At 42.1% G+C, this 21328-nt stretch carries 16 protein-coding genes and 1 tRNA gene; 13 read left to right on the forward strand and 4 right to left on the reverse strand.

The window, feature by feature from the left end:
- Positions 1–25 precede the first annotated feature (25 nt).
- Positions 26–1474: a DUF4173 domain-containing protein gene (locus MLE17_RS01165; RefSeq protein ID WP_243345562.1), complete on the forward strand. Its 1449-nt coding sequence runs from the start codon at positions 26–28 to the stop codon at positions 1472–1474.
- Positions 1475–1562: 88 nt separating this feature from the next.
- Here the strand turns inward: MLE17_RS01165 and MLE17_RS01170 are convergent, their stop codons facing one another.
- Positions 1563–1901, reverse strand: coding sequence for a cupin domain-containing protein (locus tag MLE17_RS01170; protein ID WP_243345563.1), 339 nt, complete (start codon positions 1899–1901; stop codon positions 1563–1565).
- Positions 1902–2127: 226 nt separating this feature from the next.
- On the opposite strand from MLE17_RS01170, the gene MLE17_RS01175 reads away from it, so the two are divergent.
- Both MLE17_RS01175 and mnmA read left to right on the forward strand, forming a co-directional pair.
- A tRNA-Gln gene (locus MLE17_RS01175) sits at positions 2128–2198 on the forward strand.
- A gap of 185 nt (positions 2199–2383) precedes the next feature.
- Positions 2384–3448: a tRNA 2-thiouridine(34) synthase MnmA gene (mnmA, locus tag MLE17_RS01180; protein ID WP_243345564.1), complete on the forward strand. Its 1065-nt coding sequence runs from the start codon at positions 2384–2386 to the stop codon at positions 3446–3448.
- A gap of 67 nt (positions 3449–3515) precedes the next feature.
- Here the strand turns inward: mnmA and MLE17_RS01185 are convergent, their stop codons facing one another.
- The 3 genes from MLE17_RS01185 to MLE17_RS01195 all read right to left on the reverse strand — a co-directional run bounded on the left by MLE17_RS01185 (position 3516) and on the right by MLE17_RS01195 (position 6814).
- A complete protein-coding gene (locus tag MLE17_RS01185; RefSeq protein WP_243345565.1) occupies positions 3516–4121 on the reverse strand; it encodes a hypothetical protein in 606 nt (201 codons plus the stop codon).
- 648 nt (positions 4122–4769) lie between these two features.
- Complete coding sequence (locus tag MLE17_RS01190; RefSeq protein ID WP_243347074.1) at positions 4770–6002, reverse strand: PLP-dependent transferase; 1233 nt, start codon at positions 6000–6002, stop codon at positions 4770–4772.
- Positions 6003–6157: 155 nt separating this feature from the next.
- A complete protein-coding gene (locus tag MLE17_RS01195; protein WP_243345566.1) occupies positions 6158–6814 on the reverse strand; it encodes a response regulator transcription factor in 657 nt (218 codons plus the stop codon).
- Between the two features lie 355 nt (positions 6815–7169).
- On the opposite strand from MLE17_RS01195, the gene MLE17_RS01200 reads away from it, so the two are divergent.
- From MLE17_RS01200 to MLE17_RS01245, 10 genes are all read left to right on the forward strand, one after another.
- On the forward strand, positions 7170–8114 hold the full coding sequence (locus MLE17_RS01200; RefSeq protein WP_243345567.1) for a PstS family phosphate ABC transporter substrate-binding protein: 945 nt from the start codon (positions 7170–7172) through the stop codon (positions 8112–8114).
- Positions 8115–8289: 175 nt separating this feature from the next.
- The gene (gene pstC / locus MLE17_RS01205; protein ID WP_243345568.1) at positions 8290–9186 is read left to right on the forward strand and encodes a phosphate ABC transporter permease subunit PstC; all 897 of its coding nucleotides are present in this window, start codon (positions 8290–8292) and stop codon (positions 9184–9186) included.
- Between the two features lie 88 nt (positions 9187–9274).
- Positions 9275–10114, forward strand: a complete 840-nt coding sequence (locus MLE17_RS01210; protein ID WP_243345569.1) for a PstA family ABC transporter permease — start codon at positions 9275–9277, stop codon at positions 10112–10114.
- A gap of 30 nt (positions 10115–10144) precedes the next feature.
- Complete coding sequence (locus MLE17_RS01215; RefSeq protein WP_243345570.1) at positions 10145–11035, forward strand: phosphate ABC transporter ATP-binding protein; 891 nt, start codon at positions 10145–10147, stop codon at positions 11033–11035.
- A 198-nt stretch (positions 11036–11233) separates the two neighbouring features.
- Positions 11234–11467 (forward strand): DUF2061 domain-containing protein, encoded by a 234-nt coding sequence (locus MLE17_RS01220; RefSeq protein ID WP_243345571.1) that lies wholly within the window; start codon positions 11234–11236, stop codon positions 11465–11467.
- A 510-nt stretch (positions 11468–11977) separates the two neighbouring features.
- A complete protein-coding gene (locus tag MLE17_RS01225; RefSeq protein ID WP_243345572.1) occupies positions 11978–12910 on the forward strand; it encodes a substrate-binding domain-containing protein in 933 nt (310 codons plus the stop codon).
- Positions 12911–13003: 93 nt separating this feature from the next.
- Positions 13004–16033, forward strand: coding sequence for a SusC/RagA family TonB-linked outer membrane protein (locus MLE17_RS01230; protein ID WP_243345573.1), 3030 nt, complete (start codon positions 13004–13006; stop codon positions 16031–16033).
- Positions 16034–16116: 83 nt separating this feature from the next.
- Positions 16117–17634, forward strand: coding sequence for a RagB/SusD family nutrient uptake outer membrane protein (locus MLE17_RS01235; RefSeq protein WP_243345574.1), 1518 nt, complete (start codon positions 16117–16119; stop codon positions 17632–17634).
- A gap of 12 nt (positions 17635–17646) precedes the next feature.
- Positions 17647–19944 carry an arylsulfatase gene (locus MLE17_RS01240; protein WP_243345575.1) on the forward strand — a complete coding sequence of 766 codons (2298 nt, stop codon included), beginning with the start codon at positions 17647–17649 and terminating at the stop codon, positions 19942–19944.
- A 128-nt stretch (positions 19945–20072) separates the two neighbouring features.
- Positions 20073–21323: a hypothetical protein gene (locus MLE17_RS01245; RefSeq protein ID WP_243345576.1), complete on the forward strand. Its 1251-nt coding sequence runs from the start codon at positions 20073–20075 to the stop codon at positions 21321–21323.
- Positions 21324–21328: the final 5 nt, after the last annotated feature.

Below are 21328 nucleotides of genomic sequence, written 5' to 3' on the forward strand. Positions count from 1 at the left end.
AGTACTTTATAAACAATACATCAATATGAAAAACGTAAAATTATTCGCCGGTCTTCTTGCAGGCTCAAGCCTGTATTGTTTGCTTATGTGGTATCAGGAACTTGGAATTAACACTCTTATATTCTCAGTTTTACTCATCGGTATGATTTACTTATACAAACCGGAACAACGGAATCTTCCGATAGTTAAGTGGCTGGCATTGGCATTCTTTGTCAGCACAGTGGGTGTTGTAATTAACGGAAACATCTTTAGCAAAAGCATTTACTACATGAGTATGCTTACTTTTTTGAGCGTTACCCAATCCCCCAAATTAAGGTTATGGCCATCAGCGGGACTTTCATTTCTAATCCATTGGGGTAAAGGAATCGTACTGGATCTAAGATTATTGGGAGATGTGATTCAGACTCTATTTTACAAAAACAAAACAAAGAATTTAAAAAACAGGATCGGAAACAAATTACTCCGCATAAGTATCATTGGTATGCTTTTCATCATATTTTTTCTCATCTTCACTTCTGCGAACCAGCAGTTCAGACACTTATGTGAGGGTATCTTTATTCCATTAAACAATTTCATAGAATTGATTTTCAAGACAATCAAACCGTTCGATATTATCCATTACCTTTTTGTTTTATTATTCCTTTCACTCTTTTTTCTCCGTTTCCAGGAGTCAACCCTATCAAAGTGGGAGGTCGAACAAAGCGATATCCAATTACGAAAAAAAGAAAAGTTGGTCTCTGATTATATGAGTATGGGATTAAAGGAAGAATATAAAACACAATGGTGGAGTATAGTTATACTTAATGCATTGTTACTTGTCGTAAATCTCACTGACGTGTCAACTGTCTGGATAGGAATTACCCCTGAAGACCCGGGAGACCTCTCCCACTTTGTCCACACAGGGACTTACTCATTGATTTTTAGTGTGCTGATTTCAGTTGGGGTATTATTAATTACTTTCAGGGGAAATCTCAATTTCATCAGAAATAACCGGCAATTAAAGATTTTATCGTATATCTGGATTTATCAAAATGGATTTCTGCTCATGTCCGTCGCTCTTCGAAACATCTTTTACATCAGTGAGTGGGGCCTTACTTATAAACGAATAGGTGTATTCATGTTCCTTATCCTAACTGGAATCATGCTCGTTTATCTTGCAATAAAGATTAAAAACAGACAATCCTTCTTCTACTTTATTCGTAAAAGTATGTGGGGTATTTACGCTGCACTGATACTTTTCGGACTATTCAATTGGGATTTGATGATTGCATCATATAATCATTTTCACAACCAAACAGATGCCAACTACAATAAGTACCAACTATCAGATCAGACTCTTATCTATGTTCCATTAAACCAAAGGGATAATCTGGATACAAATTATCGACAAAGAGTGACTAACAGACATTGGCTTTCATTCAACTGGTTTGATTATTGGGCAGTAAAACAATTGGAAAAGGAAAAACGTAACTAAATCTACAAAGATTTTGACCGGACTTAAAAATAGAAAAGCTGCCTGGAATTAAAAATCCGGACAGCTTTTCTATTTGCTTTTCAAAGATTTATTTCTTATCCCCCTTCACCATCACCAACATCATTTTAAACTTTTCGGTAGCAAAAACAGCGTGCGGAATGTGTGCGGGCATGACGATAGCCTCACCTTCGGTCAGCTCGTAAGGCTGTCCGTCGATGGTAATCTTTGCCAGCCCCTCAATGACCACCACCATGGCATCAAACGGTGCCGTATGTTCGCTCAGCCCTTCTCCTTTATCAAAGGCAAAAAAAGTAACATTTCCACCGGACTGTTTAATGGATTGTTTGCTGACTACAGAGCCGTCTGCATAAGATACAACCTCTTTGAGTGAAAATTTCTTCGGGGGGACATACATTTTGAATTCCATCACATCTTCATTTTTGGATAAATAATTCGGTAAACATCGCCACTCATGGTTATGTTCAATCGCGCCAAATTATTTTAACAGATTTTTCATGCAAAAAACCTCCATCTTATCTTTCTGAAAAGCAATAAAATAGCCATGAAACCCTTTCTAAATGGGCGTTCCAGAGAGCAAATACAGTTCATTTGTATTGCAGATTCAGAAAAAAGCACTACTTTTGCAATGTGATTGTCCCATGGTGTAATGGTAGCACAGCAGATTTTGGTTCTGTTAGTCTGGGTTCGAATCCTTGTGGGACAACGAAGTAAACGTTTGATTATCTGAATGATAGTCAAACGTTTTTCTTTTCTATAACTTTGGGTAGAAAGCAGACCCTCTTTTAGTTAAATAGCTCAAAGCCAAGACTAAATTACATACATTAAGATAATCCGGACAGCTTTGATTGTATCTTTGCACGTCCAAAAATTATAGCAAAAGGAGTTTTTATGGAAATTGCAGCATTGGTATCGGGAGGAGTGGACAGCTCCGTAACCGTCCATTTGTTGAAAGAACAGGGTTACGACCCAACGATCTTTTACATCAAAATCGGAATGGAAGACGAGCACGGTTACATCGATTGTCCGGCAGAGGACGATATGGTAATCGTGAACTGGCTTGCCAAAAAGTACGGTTGCCGTGTGGAAATGGTATCGTTGCACGAAGAGTACTGGGAGCATGTCGTATCTTACACCATCGAGAATGTAAGACGCGGCCTCACGCCCAACCCCGACATGATGTGTAACAAAATGATTAAGTTCGGCTACTTTGAGCAGAACTGGGGCAAGGAGTTTGATAAAATCACAACCGGTCACTATGCTACCACAACAGAACATGACGGTAAACTCTACCTTTCTACCGCTAAAGATGCAGTAAAAGACCAGACCTACTTCCTCGGACAGATTACACAACAGCAACTTTCCAAAATCATGTTCCCCATCGGGAGTTATGAAAAAAGTGAAGTGCGTCGCATTGCCGAAGAAGCCCGCCTGATCAGCGCCCAGCGTAAGGATAGCCAGGGAATCTGCTTCCTTGGAAAGATTCACTATAACGACTTCATCAAGCGATATCTGGGGGAAAAACCGGGTAAGATTGTGGAGCTTGAGACCGGCAAGGTACTAGGCTCACACCGCGGGTTCTGGTTTCACACCATCGGCCAGCGCAAAGGTATCGGTCTCAGCGGAGGTCCGTGGTTTGTGGTGAAGAAGGATATTGAGAATAACGTCATCTTCGTATCTAACGGATATGATCCCGAAACGCAATACGGTAATGTGGTTAACCTGAAAGGATTTAACTTTATCAGCGGAGATCCGTTTGGAGAGTTCGCAGGAGAGCGGGATATTACGTTTAAAATCCGCCACACTCCTGAATTTACAAAAGGTACACTGGAGAAAATCGGAGACATTTATCGCATCCGTTCTGAAGAGAAGATCCAGGGTATTGCAGCCGGGCAATTCGGCGTGCTTTACGATACCGAAAGTAAACTATGCTACGGTAGCGGTGAGATTATTTAAGCGCATTCATTTTTAAGATAAGATAGGAACGTGATTCAAAATAGATTATATTTTGAATCACGTTTTTTTATTCTTCGTTAGTAACAGCAACAGCTTCGGTCAGGTAATACTGAACAGGTATAAACCCTCTCTTTTTACCCTTAAATACATAACTAATTCCTGCTGACACAGTCACAAGCCCATCATAATCAAAGTCTTTATTAGCCTGATAACTAACTGGTATGACCGTCCCCTGTATATCCGTAAATACGGATAAAGCTTCACTCAGGTTATATTTCACCACTCCTCCTGCTTTTAGATTCAGATGAAAATTCTGGGGAAAATTGAGACTATTAACCGTACGTGTAGCTCCCGGACCTGCATAAGTAATTACTGTTATTTTCCGATGTCGGTTGTAGCTGTCGAAAAGATTGAATACATCCACCATCAGATTGAGATGTCCTTCCAGAATATTAATCCGTTCTTTGACCGGATCCTCCTTTACTTTGAGATAAGACCGTGGATTCTCACCGCCCAAAGAGCAGAAACCAGCTACCATCCTGACTCCGACCGATGGTGTCAGCCACTTTCCTCCATTAACATTAATATTTGGAATGATCACATCTTTGAAAACAAGCTGATTGTGATAAATATCTTCACCCAGATACACGCTGTTTCCAATTCCAGCACTCATAAACCAATTATCATTAGCATGACTGGTGTAGAGTGTTCGCACAGACTGCCCTTTAGTAAGTGTAAAATGAGAGTAGCAACAAAGGGCGAGTATTAGAAATCTAATCGCCGACAACATCACAAAAAAGGTTTAGGTTAAATCTTACGTTATAATCAAAATAAAATGGCTAAATCATATTCTATCTTCAGAAACAGGACAATAGCCTAATCACATATACAGAGTTACTCTTATAACGGTCAGACCTGAGTTTAAATCAACAGGTCAGACAACAAAAAATAATACTTTTCAACTCACAGAATATCTGCGCAAACAATACAAAACAACGTAATAAAATTCAGCTTATAGATCAATAGCCTTTAATATAAATACAGAACTGACTATGTCTTTCTTTCATTCGATCTTCTATATTAAAAACAACAAGAATACTATTTTGTTTATACTGGTTTTAAATAAAGACAAAAACTAATATGAAGCTATTGCTATAGTATATGATACAAAAAAAGGATTTTCGAAATCCATTGGACACGTCTTTATTTAAAGGGAGAACCTAAAAACAAAGACGTATCCGGCAGATTAAACGAAAACCCCAGAGTAATATTAAAATCCCGGTTTAATTACATTTCATCTTAAAAACAGACAATCAAAACGTTATACCAACGCCTGCTTAATATCTGCCAACAAATCATCAACAGACTCAAGCCCTATGGAAATACGGATCAGACAATCGTCAATATCCATCTCGTCACGCTGAGCCTGCGTAAATGTGCCGTAAATAGTAGAAGCCGGATGGATAATCAACGTGCGGTTGTCAAACAGATTTGTAGCACGACGTATCAGCTTCAGTTTATCAAGAAATGCAAAACATGCCTCCTGAGAGTCAAGCGTAAAGGTGAACATGGCTCCGGTATATTCACCAAACTGCTCTTTGCTTATACTGTAGTAAGGATGGTCTTCCAATCCGATGTGATTCACATGTTTAATACCAGTCAGTGATTTCATTCGCTTTGCCAGCTCTTTTGCAGAATTGGAAGCCTGACGGAAACGCAATTCTACGGTCTCCAATCCGAGAGTCTGCAACTGTGCCGTTTGAGGTGACATATAAGCTCCTACATTGCGGTGAATCTCTTTGCGCATTTTTGCAGTGAAAGCCATCGGTCCGAATTGTTTGGCAAATGCTTCCAATCTTTTCGAATGCTTCCAGTTGAAATTGCCGTAGTCTATAACCAGGCCGCCAATGCTTGTCGCACCGCCCGAAATATATTTTGTACTGGAAACAATCTCAATATTTACCCCAAAATCCTGCGCATGAAAATCAATAAACGGGATAATGGTCGTATCGGCCACCAATGGTACATTTTTGCTTTTAGCGACAGCTGACAAAGCCTTCAGGTCAGCCACTTCAAGGTGCGGATTGGTTACGATTTCAAGGAAAATTGCACAGGTATTTTCATCCACGTTAGCCGCGACTTCTTCGGGATTAGTTAAGTCGCAAAAGCGGGTTTCGAGTCCGAATGGAGCTAGCGTACTACTGAGTAACGACCATGTATTACCAAAAAGATGCGATGAGGTCACGATATTTGCCCCTGCATAGGCCAGTTCAAGAATGACATTAGTAATGGCAGCCATCCCGGAGTTTAAAGCCGTCACACCGACAGCACCGGTAATCTTTTGTACTCTTTGTTCAAAATATTGAACAGTAGGATTGGTGATACGTGAATAGGTATGTTCAGCCGAACGACCCTGAAAAGCATCCGCCATCGCTTCCGCAGACTCAAACTCGTAGGCGGCATTGGCATACAACGGCATTTGCAAAGCATTGTATGCGTCTTTTTTGAAATACCCGGTACTGATAATACCGGTAGTGAAATCTTTTTGCATAATAATAAGAGAGAGACCCCACCCCATCCCGATAGCTATCGGGACTCCCCTAAGGGGAGAGAGATGGAAAGTGCGGTCATTAATATTTGTAAGTTAATTCTGTTTCCTCAGTTTCAAAACGGACTCTTTCTCCCCTCCTTTGGAGGGGAAGGGGGAGGTCATATATAATATTCAGTCAAATCCACCAACCCGTGCTTCAACGCATATTTAATCAACTCCTGCACACTGTTTACCTCCAGTTTACGGAAAATATTTTTGCGATGCGTATTTACCGTATGGTGGCTGAGGCAGCGTTCTTCGGCAATCTCCTTGGTGGTTTTTCCTTGTGCCAACAGCTGCACCAACTCATTTTCAGTAGGTGTCAGCAGACTCTTATGGTCAATGTGCTTGCGGGTGCGTCCTTCAAGAATCACATCAAGCGCTTCACTGCAAAAGTATTTCTTCCCGGCCATTGTTGATTGAAGGGCCGCCACTACGATATCGTGCGTATTGGTTTTGAGGATAAAGTTGGCGCCCGGCAATGCTGAGGTCAAAGGCAGCACGAATGTCTCATTGACCTTCTCGGAGACAAACAGCCATTTGGATTCGGAAAAAGCCTGCGCCAGCGTTGCAACCTCATCAATCCCGGAAAAATCGAAGGTCTCGAAATCAACAATCACTACCGGAAGGTCGTTCATCGCCAATGCACGACGTAATTCCGATTTGGTGGTTACAATCTCAATAGGATGGTTGCGGATTTCGGCTTGTATCAGGTATTCAAATCCCAAACGGATGAGATCCTGATTGACTGCTAAGACAAATGTGGGCTTATTCATACGTCATTAATTATTTTGTTTGGGCTACGTATGGTACCGATAGCTATCGGTGTCGCATACAATGTCATCAACTTTGATAAACATTACGTCAAGCTCGTTTCATAAGATTAGTATTAATCCATTGGCAAAGGTAAAGCAAAATGGGGAATTATGGCTTTTTCACCACCATTTCGGTAGGAAAAAATCTGTTTTCAAACATAATTCACTTCAATTTACCCTAAACTAAGTATGGATATACCTAAATCAGGGTATTCTTTTCGGCCTGTATAGTGGCCACCTTTGCAGTATCAATTTCAAGTAAAGATTTACCTCTAACAAATATAGGTCAATAAGAAACATTAAAACCCCACATCAGATGAAAAAATTCACTTCACTTCTCGTTTTAGCGACACTTTTGCTGGCTTTGCCATTCAAAGCGAAAGCAGCAAGCAACGAATTGCAAGGAGAAATTTCCCTATCGGGCGCCTTCGCTCTTTATCCATTGGCTGTAAAATGGGCCGATGAGTTCAAAAAACTTCACCCGAAAGTAAAAATCGACATTTCAGCCGGTGGCGCAGGTAAGGGAATCACCGATGCTTTGGCAAAGGTGGTTGACCTCGGCATGGTTTCCCGCGAAATCCACCCGGATGAAGTCAAAAAAGGAGCTCTGGCATTCGCCGTGGCTAAAGATGCCGTGGTGCCGACCATCAACGCGAAAAACCCGAAAATCAAAGAGCTTCTGGCTAAGGGAATTTCTCAAAAGGCAGCTGAAAAGCTCTTTATCACCGGAGAGTTCAACGACTGGGGGGATATTACCGGCGTAAAAAGCAGCGTCCCGGTACACCTATATACCCGTTCGGATGCTTGTGGCGCGGGTGAAACCTGGGCTAAATTCCTCGGCAAAAAACAGGAAGACCTGAAGGGTACCGCCGTTTTCGGTGACCCGGGCATCGCCTCTGCCGTGCAAAAGGACCCGCTGGCATTTGGCTACAACAATATCTCTTATGCCTATGATATCAAGAGCAAAAAACCGAATCCCGGCATCCTCGTTTTGCCTATCGACATTAATAATAATGGAAAAATAGATGCGGACGAACAGTTTTACGCCAATTCAAACCAGCTAATCCGTGCCATTGCCGGAGGTAAATATCCTTCTCCTCCCGCCCGTGACCTTTACCTGGTTTCAAACGGTAAACCAAAACCGGTGGTAGTCGAATTCCTGAAATTTATCCTGACCGAAGGCCAAAAATACAGCAACGCCGTGGGTTACATCCAATTGAATAAAGACAAGCTGAAAGCTAATCTGGCTAAACTGAAGTAAAAAAGGCTGCCACTAAGCTTAGTGATAAGGAAAAAAGGTTCAAAAGCTCATCACTAAGCTCAAGTATGAAGAAAACAAACCCAAAACCTCATAATTGAGCTCAACGATGAACAAAAAAGATTGCACGGCTCAGACCTGAGCTCTTGCATCAAAAAACAAAATCGCACCCAACATCATGTCATCAATTGCTTACAACAGAATTCTCAAAGAAAAAATAGCCGGAGGTACCATGCTGGTTATTACCATTGCCTCTGTGCTGCTGGTAATTGCCATCGCCATCGGACTATACCTGAAATCGGCACCCATCTTTGAAACCAAATCCCTCTGGGAATTACTCTCCTCATCAGAATGGAAACCAGGCGAAGCAAAATTCGGGTTCCTGCCCTTTATCCTCAGCACGCTCTGGATTACCCTACTGGCTATTGTTCTGGCTCTACCGATTGCCTTGCTGACAGCCATATTCCTGACCGAGCACTCCAAAACATACGTTAAGAAATGGGTATTTCCTGCCCTCGATATCCTGGCCGGACTTCCTTCGGTGGTGTATGGCGTGTGGGGAATCCTGCTCATCGTGCCCTGGATTTCGGAGAAACTGGCCCCTCATTTTGTGGAATATGCCACAGGCTACAGCACACTGGCTGGCGGTATCGTGTTGGGAGTTATGATCCTGCCGCTACTGGTTAGCCTGTTTATCGAGATATTTTCATCGGTTCCGCGTGAGTTGCGTGATGCTTCTCTTTCACTGGGCGCGACACCTTGGCAAACGACCAAACTGATCATCCTGCGCAAAAGCCTTCCGGGTATTATCGCCGCAGTGGTGCTGGCCGTTTCCCGCGCTTTCGGAGAAACTATCGCCGTGTTGATGGTGTGCGGAAACCTGCCCCAGATACCGCATTCGTTATTCGACTCATGCTACCCGCTACCTGCATTGATCGCTAATAATTACGGAGAAATGCTCTCTGTTCCGCTTTATGAATCAGCCCTGATGCTGGCGGCATTCTTCCTGTTTATCGTAGTGCTGCTGTTTAATGCAGGGTCACGGATTGTGTTACATCGAATTGAAAAGGTTTGAGGGGTTGAGGGAATGAAGGATTGAGGGTCCTTAACCTGTAATCTTCAAATTTGCTAATTCTCTAATCTGCTAATTTACAAATTAAGATATGCGCTTCATCGAAGAAAAAATATTCAAAGTCCTGATGATACTGGCTACCCTGTTGGTGTTTGCCTTTGTCGGGAACATCCTATATACCATCCTGGAGCGGGGACTGCCTGCGCTTAACTGGGACATGATTACCAAGCTGCCGAGCGGAGGATTCTACATCGGCGGTGAAGGCGGTCTGCTTAATGCGATTGTCGGTTCGCTGTACATCGTGGGAGGTTCTACCCTGCTGGGCTTGCTTATCAGTATTCCGGTCGTTTTTTACCTGAATGTATATCTCTCGCGACAATCGAAACTGGCCTATCTGGCACGATTGTCATTCGACATCCTGTTTGGCATTCCCTCCATCGTGTATGGTGCATTTGCCTTTACCATCATGATTTTCCTGGGATTGAAAACATCACTCGGAGGAGGTATTCTGGTCATCACACTGCTGATCATCCCCATCTTCATCCGCTCGATGGACGAGGTGGCACGACAGCTTCCGCGTGATTTGCTGGATGCCTCCTACTCGCTCGGCGCTACCCGACTCGAAACCATCAAAGTGGTGGTGCGACAGATTGCACCGGGCATTGCGACCGCAACATTATTATCCATCGGCCGAGCCATTGGTGATGCTGCTGGGGTGATGTTTACCGCCGGATTTTCGGATAGCATCCCCACATCGCTGAGCCAACCGGCCGCTACGCTGCCCCTGTCGGTATTCTTCCAGTTGAGCAGTCCGTCGGCCGATGTGCAGGACCGCGCCTACGCTGCGGCATTAATCCTGACCATCATCGTACTCATCCTGAGCATCCTCGGAAGAATCGTTACCAACAAGTTTTCCAAACACAAAGTATAAAGCAAACAACATCAAAACACATAAGGAGATATGAAGAGTAATGATTTTGGCATTCCTGCCCTCAACCTCGAACCGGTGACCGAACGCCGTTCTTTCCTCAGCCTGTTTAAATCAAAACAGGAAGAACCGGCTTTCATTCCCAATCATAAAATCCGCAACAACGTAGTTGGCGCCGAACTAAAGGTGGAAAACCTCAACGTTCACATTCAGAAAAATCATATTCTGAAAAATGTCAACCTGGCCATTCCCGACAAGAAGATTACCTGTATCATCGGCCCTTCGGGTTGCGGTAAATCGACTTTGCTAAAGACATTCAACCGCTTAATCGACAACACGGAGAATGTGACTCTCGATGGAAGCGTACTCGTCGATGGCGAAAACCTCTACGATAAAAAAGCGGAAGTAACCCACATCCGCAAAAAGATGGGATTGCTGTCACAGCGCCCCTGCCCGCTGCCGATGTCCATTTACGACAATATCACTTACGGACTGCGCATACACGGCATCCGCAACAAGAAGCAACTGAACCGCACGGTGGAGCATTACCTAAAAGCGGTTGGACTGTGGGACGAGGTAAAAAACCGTCTGCACGCTCCGGCTGCGAAGCTTTCCATCGGTCAGCAACAACGCCTCTGTCTGGCTCGTGGACTGGCTGTGGAACCTCAGTTTATCCTGGCTGACGAAGCCACTTCGGCTCTCGACCCCATTTCAAGCCGCCACATCGAAGAGCTTTTCGTGAAGCTGAAAGAAGAATATGCGATTATCCTGGTGACGCACACCCTGCGTCAGGCCCTGCGCATCGCCGACCATGTCATCTTCATGTATTTGGGTGAAGTAATCGAAGAAGGTCCGGCCAATGAGGTATTTAAAAATCCGAAGCAAGAACTGACCCGCAAGTATCTGGAAGGAGCATTTAGCTAAATAACCGGACTGGAAACTTTTCCAAAGTTTAGAACTTTGGAAAAGTTGAATTACATCAAATTACTACAAACGAGGTATCGATTTACCCTGAATATGGTATTTATTGGGGGATGAAGTTGGTGCATCTTTGCATTATCGATTCGATTGAAATTTTGCAAAGAAAAAACCCAACACATCAACAACCCAAACAATATCATCATGACATCAGAAAAATCATACCGCAGCATCATTAAGGCCATATCGTGGCGTACCATCGGTACATTCGATACGATCATCATCTCATTTATCATCGTGGGCAACATCAAGTTTGCCTTCTCCATCGGCGCCGTAGAGTTATTTACCAAAATGACGCTATACTATCTCCATGAACGGGCCTGGAATAAGATTAAATTCGGCAAAGTGGAAACTCCCCCCATTGAGTACCAGATTTAAGTTATTCAATAATCATCTTAAAAAGCTATTGCAAAACCAGGAACAGTCAATATCGAATGCTCTTCGTTCTGCAATAGCTTTTTTGTTTTTAGTGCCTTTAGAAGTGACAATCTATCCCAATTATAAGCCTTAGTACAGGTTGACATTTACGCTACTCTTTCGAGCCAAAGCATCTTATTTTTTAGTCTAATTGAGTATAAACAGCTTATTCCATGTGTAACAAAATGCTATGCAACACAAAATATCCCATAAACGTGGTATGAATATACCCATTCAACGGGATTTCGGGAAGACTTGCAAATAAAGAACTTTGCATTATAAACCATAACCAAAAATTATACAGTTATGAAACAGAAAAAAATGACAATTATCAGGCTATTTAAATCTCAACGATATTGACGTTCTCCTTCCTTTGAAGCACATAAGATTATTCAGATAAAATTCTCATTAACTACTATTACTCCGGTTATGCAATACCGGGAAATTTTCTAATTAGCAAACTACAAGATTATGAAAACGAATAAATTACTTCCCCTGCTCCTTATTTTGGCACTTACCGTCAGCGCCACAGCTCAGGAAAAGAGCGACAAAACCATTTATATCAAAGGTGCTAAATTTGCTTATCCTTTAGTTGAGAAATGGATCTCCGAATACAAGAAAGAGAATCCGAAAGCTGACATTCAGATTATCAGCAAAGCAAACGCTTCGAAAGAACCTAACGTGACCATCCTCGCCCGAAAACCGGCAGAAAATGAGCTGGAGAAAGACCAACAGTTGACTTACGTGGCCCGTTATGCACTACTACCGGTTAGCAATAAGAAAAATCCGCTTCTGGACGAAATTAAGAAAAACGGCATCAGCAAAAAAGAGTTGAAGTTATTGGTTTTCAACGGTGATCCGTTCGACGAAGACCAGCCCAAATCAAAAATAAAAAGCCGCATCAACATTTATACCCGTGAAACGCAAGCATGTACTGCAGTCACGCTGGCTAAACATTTTGGATTCAACCCGTCCGATATCAAAGGGAAAAAAGTGACTGGTGATGACAATTACCTGATCAGCGCAGTGAAAAAGGACTCTATTGGATTTACGTTCAATAATTTCAACAGCATCTTCGACCTGCAAACCCGTAAAGTAAAAGATGATTTGGCAATTGTTCCGCTTGATCTGAAAACCGAAGTCAAAGAACAAATTTATTCCTCAAACCTGGATCAGGCGATTGCCCTGCTTGAAAAGAGTAATGTGGAATCCATTCCGGTCGAAAAGATTAGCTTTGTCGTTGCCAAGAATGATGGAGTTAACCCCGAGTTAACTGGATTTTTATCCTGGATATTAAGAAAAGGGCAAGAATACAACCACGAACTGGGATTCCTCAATCTCTCAGGCGATGATCTGGTAGAGCAACAAAACAAATTAAACGAAAAACTGCTAACCTTGAAATAGGCTGCTATCTTTAAATATAAACTAAAGCGAGCGCCCCTTCGTCCGTCGGCAAACTGATTCAGGGTGCGCCCGCTACAATTCACGAAAAATTGTATGGCAAAATTATTCATTTTTTCCGGAAATCAAAATCGATTTCCACTACTCTCTTATTCCCGACAAGGAATACTACTCCTTCTCTTTACACTCTCTTCTCTATCGTCTTACGCCCAACAGGTATTACTTAAAGGAACTATCATCGACGAAAAGAGCAAACTATCCGTTATTGGCGCTACCATCAAAATCAAAGGCCAACCCGGCGGAGCCATCACTGATGTGAATGGAAATTATTCGCTTAAGGTAAAATCGCTCCCGGCAACGCTGCTCATCACTATTGTAGGTTATAAATATCAGGAAGTCGATGTGTATGATGCTGAGCCAGTCACCATTTACCTGAATGAAGATTTCAACAAACTGAGTACAGTGGTTGTGGTGGGATATGGTACGCAAAAGCGGAGTGACTTCACCGGTTCCTTATCATCTATTCCTCAGGAACTAAAAGCGTTACCGGTAGCATCACCAGACCTATTGCTTCAGGGAGCAATAAGTGGTATTCAGGTCACTCAATCTACCGGTCAGCCGGGAGGTTCAGCATCCATCCAAATCCGGGGAACTTCATCTATTAATGCAGGAACCGAACCTTTGTATGTTATTGATGGTATTCCGGTTTATAATGGAAACAGTTCGGTGGATGCAGGTGTTACCACCGGTTCGAAAATTGATCCGCTCACAGGTCTTAATCCATCGGATATTGAGTCTATTGATGTATTGAAAGACGCTTCTGCAACTTCTATTTATGGTTCGCGCGGAGCCAACGGGGTAATCATTATTACCACAAAAAAAGCAAAGAAAAACGAATCAACCATCACTTACTCAGGTTATGCTGGCATTCAGCAGATAAGCCGACAGATTGATTTATTAAACGGACAACAATGGGCGGCTCTTAAAAATGACGCATTGGCCACCTCTGGAAAAACTGCGTTATTTACACAGGAGCAAATAGATGCATTTGGTGAAGGCACCGACTGGCAAAATGAGATTTTCCGCAAGGCCAATACGCAGAGCCATACTTTGTCATTAGCATCTGGTTCTGATAAAACACAATTATTTTTCTCTGGCAATTATCTAAAGCAAGATGGTATAATTCTCAATACAGGATTTGAAAAATATTCCGGACGACTGAATGTAAATCATGATGTGAACAAGGTACTGAAGTTCGGATTTCTCGGAAACGGCAGTTACTCACATGCCGACGTAGCTCCTGCCGGAATAGTAGAAAATACGTTAGCTATGGTGCCTATTGTACCTGTAAAAGATGAAAATGGGAACTACACTTCTTTCAGTAATTACGGTTCTGCTGTGGCAAATCCGGTTGCCACTTTGTACGGGACGACCAATGAGACAAACACCACCCGCTTTCTGGCAAATGCCTTTGGAGAATATCAGGTTCATAAAAACCTGACAGCAAAAGTTCTTTTGGGTACTGATATTGTTAGTAACAAACAGAACCGATATCTTCAATCATCTTTGTATGAAAGCGCAACAGGTGGACAAGCTTCAATAGGGTCACTGAATACTATCAGTTGGCTTAACGAGAATACTTTAAACTACAACAAAACGCTTCATGAAAAGCATTCGTTGGATGTGTTGGTCGGAAACTCACAACAACGTTCCATTACAGAACTTGTTACAGCAGGTGCAACTAACTTCTTGACCGATGAAACAACCTATAACAATATGGGCTCAGGTTCGGTTATTTTAACTCCTACGTCAAATGCGAGTCAGTGGTTTCTCCAGTCATTCTTTGCCCGGGTTAATTACGGATATAATGAAAAATATTTCGTGACATTAACGGCGAGAGCTGATGGTTCGTCAAAATTCTCAGAAAATCATAAATGGGGTACTTTTCCGTCAGCAGCGTTGGCCTGGAATGTCGCAAAAGAAGACTTTCTGAAGGGAAATAAAGTTATTGACGTCTTAAAACTCCGTTTGAGTGCGGGTCTGACTGGTAATCAGGAAATTAGTCCATACCAATCATTCTCAAGATTATCATCGTATCCTTATACAATAAACAACGCTTTAGTATATGGAACAGCCCCCAGTACTTATAAAATCTCAAATCTTACTTGGGAAAAAACGGCACAATACAATCTAGGATTGGATATTAATCTATTGAAAGACAGAATACAGCTAACAACAGACGTGTATTACAAAAAGACCTCCGATTTATTCTTGGAAGTACCTGTTCCATTCTCCTCCGGGTTGAATAGTGTATTTCAAAACACAGGGTCTGTTGAGAATAAGGGGTTAGAATTAGGATTGAAAACATCCAACATAAGAAAAAAACACTTCGATTGGTCTAGCAATGTGGTGTTTACGCTGAACAGAAATAAAGTTCTGGATCTGGGAGGTGCCGACTATTACATACCCGTTGATCCTTCAAACGTAACACAACCATCGCAAATAGTGAAAGTCGGAGAGCCGTTGGGGGCATTTTACACCTATATTACGGACGGACTGAATGCCGATGGAAGCCAGAAATACAAACTGGATGCAAGCGGAAATAAAGTAAAAGAAATAGTAGGAAGCGCTCAACCTGCATTTTTGGCAAGTATTACCAATTCCTTCAAATATCACAATTTCGATTTAAGTGTTTTCGTCTATAGTTCTTACGGAAATAAAATTTTCAACAGAACGAGAGCGAACATAGATTTAGGATCCGGTTACACTAATGCATCATCCGATTTATTGAATCGTTGGACTCCGACCAATACCAATACGAGTGTTCACAGAGCCGAAGAAAATCCGTCTGTCTCCATTTCTGATCGCTATATCGAAGATGGGTCCTACCTGAAGATTAAAAATATTACCCTGGGATATTCTTTCCCTAAGAAGCTGGTATCTAAGTTTAAAGTTCAGTCATTACGAGTATATGCATCAGCGCAAAACTACTTTACATTCACAAACTACAAAAGCTATGATCCCGAAGTAAGTGTAAATGGACAAAGCGCCGTAAATGCAGGTATTGATACAGGTGCATACCCATCTTCCAAATCACTTATCGGAGGCTTAACCATCCAGTTCTGATTCATAAATCAAAGGCCAATCATGAAGCCGTTCTCCGTGAAAACGAGGACGAGTTACGTACGGCCTAAATTAATTACTATCTTATGAAAATAAATATTTTAACAGCAATAATAGCATTATCGGGGTTGACGGCATGCTCCTCACTCTTAGAAGAGACACCTCAGTCTTTTATTTCTCCTGAACAATTCTATAAAACGTCGGCTGATGGTACCGCTGCAGTAAATGCGATTTATTACAATTTCGCCAGTAATGGAGATGGGAATCAACCCATTTATAATTCCTTGTTTAATACCGGGATGGACTTTATGACGGATGACCTCGACGCAGGCCCCGGATCTCCGAACAACGATGTGAGGACAATGGCAGTCCTATCTCATATTTCTGCAAATCTACGGGTAAAAGAAATCTGGCAACAACACTATTCGGGAATAAACAAAGCGAATGTAGCACTGGCCCGCATCCCGGGAATAGAGATGGATGTGAAATTGAAAAACAAATTGTTGGGGGAAGCCCGTTTTTTGAGAGCATTATATTATTTCAACCTGGTGCGTTTGTACGGTGCAGTCCCATTGTTGCTGACAGATCAGACTCAGGAAAGTGTTGAAGACCTGGATGTCGCACGAACACCCGTAGATGATGTATATACTCAGATTATAACAGATTTGAAAACTGCCTCAGTTCTGTTTAAGACTGGTTCCACCCCGGAAACCGGACGAGCAACGGAAGGAGCAGCCAAGGCTTTATTGTCAAAAGTGTATCTTACCAAACGCGACTGGACAAACTCAATTTTGTATGCCGATTCGGTGATTAATGGTTCTTTCGGATATGATCTATTTGCAGATTATAGTCAGGTCTTTTTGCCGGCTTATAAAAATGGCAAAGAACATATATTCTCAATTCAGTTCAAAAATGGAGTACAAACCAATCAGGTTTTAAGCCGGGATATTAAATCAGGTGTGCCGGGATTGAAAGGATCTTACGGTGATCAGGTCCGTTTTTATACGGTTGGTAATGATAATTATTTCAGCATTTTCAAATTATTCCCCAAAGGAGATAAACGTAAATACGTATCATTTACCACGAAATATGTAAGTCCGACCAATGGTAAAACCTATATAACACTGAATGCACCAGGCGATTCTGTTCCGTTTATCAACAAATACTGGGATCCGAACTATGCAAGTACCAATGTTTCTGAAGCGAATGCCACCATATTACGTTTTGCAGAAGTATTGCTGATAAGAGCAGAGGCGGAAAATGAATTGAATGGACCTGCAAACGCTTATGTTTATGTTAACAGAGTAAGAAAGAGAGCCGGATTAGCCGATTTGAAAGATCTTACGCAGAACAAGTTTCGCGAAGCAGTGTATCTGGAACGAAGGCTGGAATTGGTTGGCGAATATCAGCGCTATTTTGATCTGATTCGTGAAACCGACAGCATTGCTACCGGAGAAGGTCCTTTGGGACGGGGAATATTGAGTAAAAGCTTGAAAGCGGTGGGTAAAACCAATGTGGTAGTCCCCAGACATTATTTGTATCCGATTCCTCAAACTGAAAGAGAGCGAAATCCAAAACTTACTCAAAATCCCGGATGGGAATAAAAACTGAATACAATGATATCGAAAAATAAAAATATAAAACTGTTGGCTTCTACCCTCCTATTGGGAGGTGGAGTTACACAAGTCACCTTGGCTCAACACCAACCGCTTCAACCGTTCGGAGGTAAAATCGGTAAAACGCTTGATGAATCAACTCAAGCATGGCCCGAAAAGAATAAAGCGCCTAGAAATGCACCAAATGTTGTCTGGATTTTGCTTGATGATGTGGGGTTTGGAGCCTCATCAGCCTTTGGTGGTTTGGTGGAAACACCCCATTTCGAGGCACTAGCCAATGACGGGTTACGATTTACCAACTTTCATACAACCGGAATTTCAAGTCCGACCCGGGCTGCTTTACTGACTGGAAGAAATCATCACAAAGTAGCCATGGGGCACCATGCCGAGCTACAGATAGGAGCGCCTGGCTACACTGGAGAAATCCCTTTGGAAGCCGGACTCATCAGTGAAGTATTTCTCGAAAACGGATACAATACTTTTGCACTTGGTAAATGGCACGGGATTCAACCTCAACAGCAAAGTCTTAACGGCCCCTTTAACCGGTACCCAACCGGACGTGGCTTTGAGCATTTTTACGGATTCTTTGGTGGTTCCACCGACCAGTGGCATCCGCAGTTAGTAGATGGCATCAATCAGGTTAATATTGAGCCCAATGCCAAACACCTGAATGAATTATTGGCTGATAAAGCTATTGCTTACATTGCCAATCAAAAATCAACAGACCCGGAAAAACCATTCTTTGTGTATTATGCTACCGGAGCGACACATGCCCCCCATCATGTTGCCAAAGAATGGAGTGATAAGTATAAAGGTAAGTTTGATAAAGGCTGGGACTGGTACCGTCAGGAAGCTTTTAAACGTCAAACAGATCGCGGTCTTTTGCAAAAAGGGACGGTTCTGCCTCCGCGCCAAACAGGTGTAAAGGCATGGGATAGTCTTTCGGTAAATGAAAAGAAAGTTTTTGCCCGATTCATGGAAAATTATGCCGGATACCTTTCCTATACCGACCATGAAATTGGCCGTGTTATTGATTATCTAAAAGACAACGATTTGTATGATAATACATTGATCTTCCTGATTATCGGAGATAATGGCGGAAGTAAGGAAGGAACTTATACAGGAACGGTTGGGTTAGGCCAGCAAGAGAAGGCATTGGGTAATAATATCGATTTACTTTTAGGACAATATAACAATATAGGTACTGAAAAATCGAATCCGAACTACCCTCTTGGTTGGTCACAAGCTTGTAATACACCTTTCCGTTATTGGAAAAGTGATGCTAATAGTGAAGGTGGTACGCACAATCCTTTAATTGTTCACTGGCCGAAAGGTATTAAGGAAAAGGGGGGAATCCGCACGCAGTATTCGCATGTATCTGATGTATTCCCGACCACCGTTGAGTTATTGGGGCTAAATGTTCCTGAGAGCATCAATGGCTATCCACAATTACCGATTCAGGGAACCAGTTTTGCCTATGCGGTGAATGACGCTAAAGCTCCGACACGCAAATCTGTACAATATTATGAACTGCACGGAGGCCGCTCTATATACAAGGAGGGTTGGAAAGCCAGTGTGTACCATCCGCGAAATGTATTTGGTGAAGTGGGTGGAACTGACCCAAATTTCAGTCCGCGACCATTCAGTCAGGATAAATGGGAATTGTATAATCTCAATGAGGATTGGAACGAAGTTAATGACTTAGCTGATAAAAATCCCGAAAAGCTAAAAGAGTTACAGGATTTATTTGATAGCGAGGCTAAGAAAAACAATGTCTATCCGCTACATAGTTATCAGGAAGGATTAGCTGCACCTGTAATTAAACCTCAGACCGTTATACTTGAAGGTACTGATCAGAAAATCGCTGTAAACATTGGGAAAGGTGCTATAAAAATAACTGCAACAATAGAAACAAACGGGATAAATTCCGACGGAGTTATTTTTGCCGATGGAGGGTTGCTTGGAGGTACAAGTTTGTATGCTCAAAACGGAAGGATCAAATATCTGCTGAATGATGGCCTTTCAGAAAAACTGTTAGTTTCAACAAACACCCTCAAATCAGGATTAAATACAATAACCGTCGAGTTTACCGATAGCAAAACAGTAGTTCTTTCGGTAAACGGCGAAAAAGTGACGCAGGAAAATATCACAGCCCGCGCTAAATATCTGAATCCCATTTCCGGGGAAGGACTTAGCGTTGGGAAGGACTTGAATTCTCCGGTAACTAAATCATACCCCTGGCCGTTTCCATTCAAAGGAAAAGTGAAAAAACTGACAATTGATCAGGTTGTAAAATAACTTTCGCTTCAAAAAAAAGAAGTCGTCGGAATATGATATTCAGAATCATTAAGACGACTTCTTTCTGCTTTAGATATAACCTTCCCTAATCGGATAACATTGAGTTACCCAAAACATACAATTTAATCATGTTGAAATCAGCATTTAAAGTCATCATGTTTTTGTCATTACCCCTAAATGTGTGGGCACAGCAAAGCGAGTTTAATGGAAATGAGATATTTGCTACGGTGAACAAATATGTTTCGCTTGGTGAGCACAGGACTGGAACTAAAACAGATATACAGACGTCGGAATGGATAGGTTCGGAACTCAAATCTGCGGGTTATGAAGTAAACTTTCTTGAATTTCCGATTCGTCAGTTTTTCCCAGAAAAAGTTTATCTCGCAACAGGGAAAGATACCATTCAGGCATTTCCACTCTGGTGGGTCAACGAAAGTATAAACAGAGAAGTATCAGGTAAATTGCAACAAGCCCAATTGGCAAAATCCGGAGATATAGCACTTATACATTTTCCATTAAAAGGGGCCGAATCGGGGCTTAAAACCAGAGAGTATATTGATTCCTTAGCAAGAAAAGGTATTTCCGGCATTGTTGCTATTACCGACAATCCGTCAGGAGAAATAGAAGCTTATAATACGGATTGGAAACAGAAACCGTGGCCCATTCCAGTCGTATTGATTGCACCAAAAGATGAATCTCAAGCATTGAACTTCATTAAACAACATAATCAGATTCTTTTGTCTATTCAGGGGCAGTTCAGAGATGTAAAAGGTAGAAACATATATGGAACAATCGGGCATGGCGATAAATATATAGTTGTATCAACTCCCATAAGCGGATGGGTTACATGTGGCGGAGAAAGAGGTTCTGGTATAGGTATCTGGTTGGCTCTGGCTAAGTGGGTTGCCAGGCAAAACAGCAACTACACATTTGTTTTCACCGCAAATTCCGGACATGAACATGCTTTTAAAGGAGCACATGAGTTTTTAGAAAGATTTGCCCCACCTGTAGAAAAAACAGCGCTATGGATACATTTCGGAGCAGGAGCTGCTACCCTGGAATGGAAGCAAACTGCTACCGGATTGGTAAAACAGGCTAATGTAGATCCCCAAAGAAGGTTCTTTTATAGCTCTTTAGAAAAAGAGGTGTTCAACAATGCCTTTAGTAACATCACCGCTGTAAAGGTTCAAAGCGATGACAGTCCGGGTGGTGAACTAATTTATGTTGCCCAAAAAGGGTATAAAAATTTTGTGGGTGTTTCATACGCTCATCCGTTCTTTCATGTCAAGACCGACAATGAATACACGACTTCATCGGAAATACTGGAGGAGACTGCCAATGCTTTTAAAAATCTGATTAAAGCAACTATCACAAAATAGCAATA

The sequence above is a fragment of the Parabacteroides sp. FAFU027 genome, assembly GCF_022808675.1.
Classification (GTDB): Bacteria; Bacteroidota; Bacteroidia; order Bacteroidales; family UBA7332; genus CAXXIC01.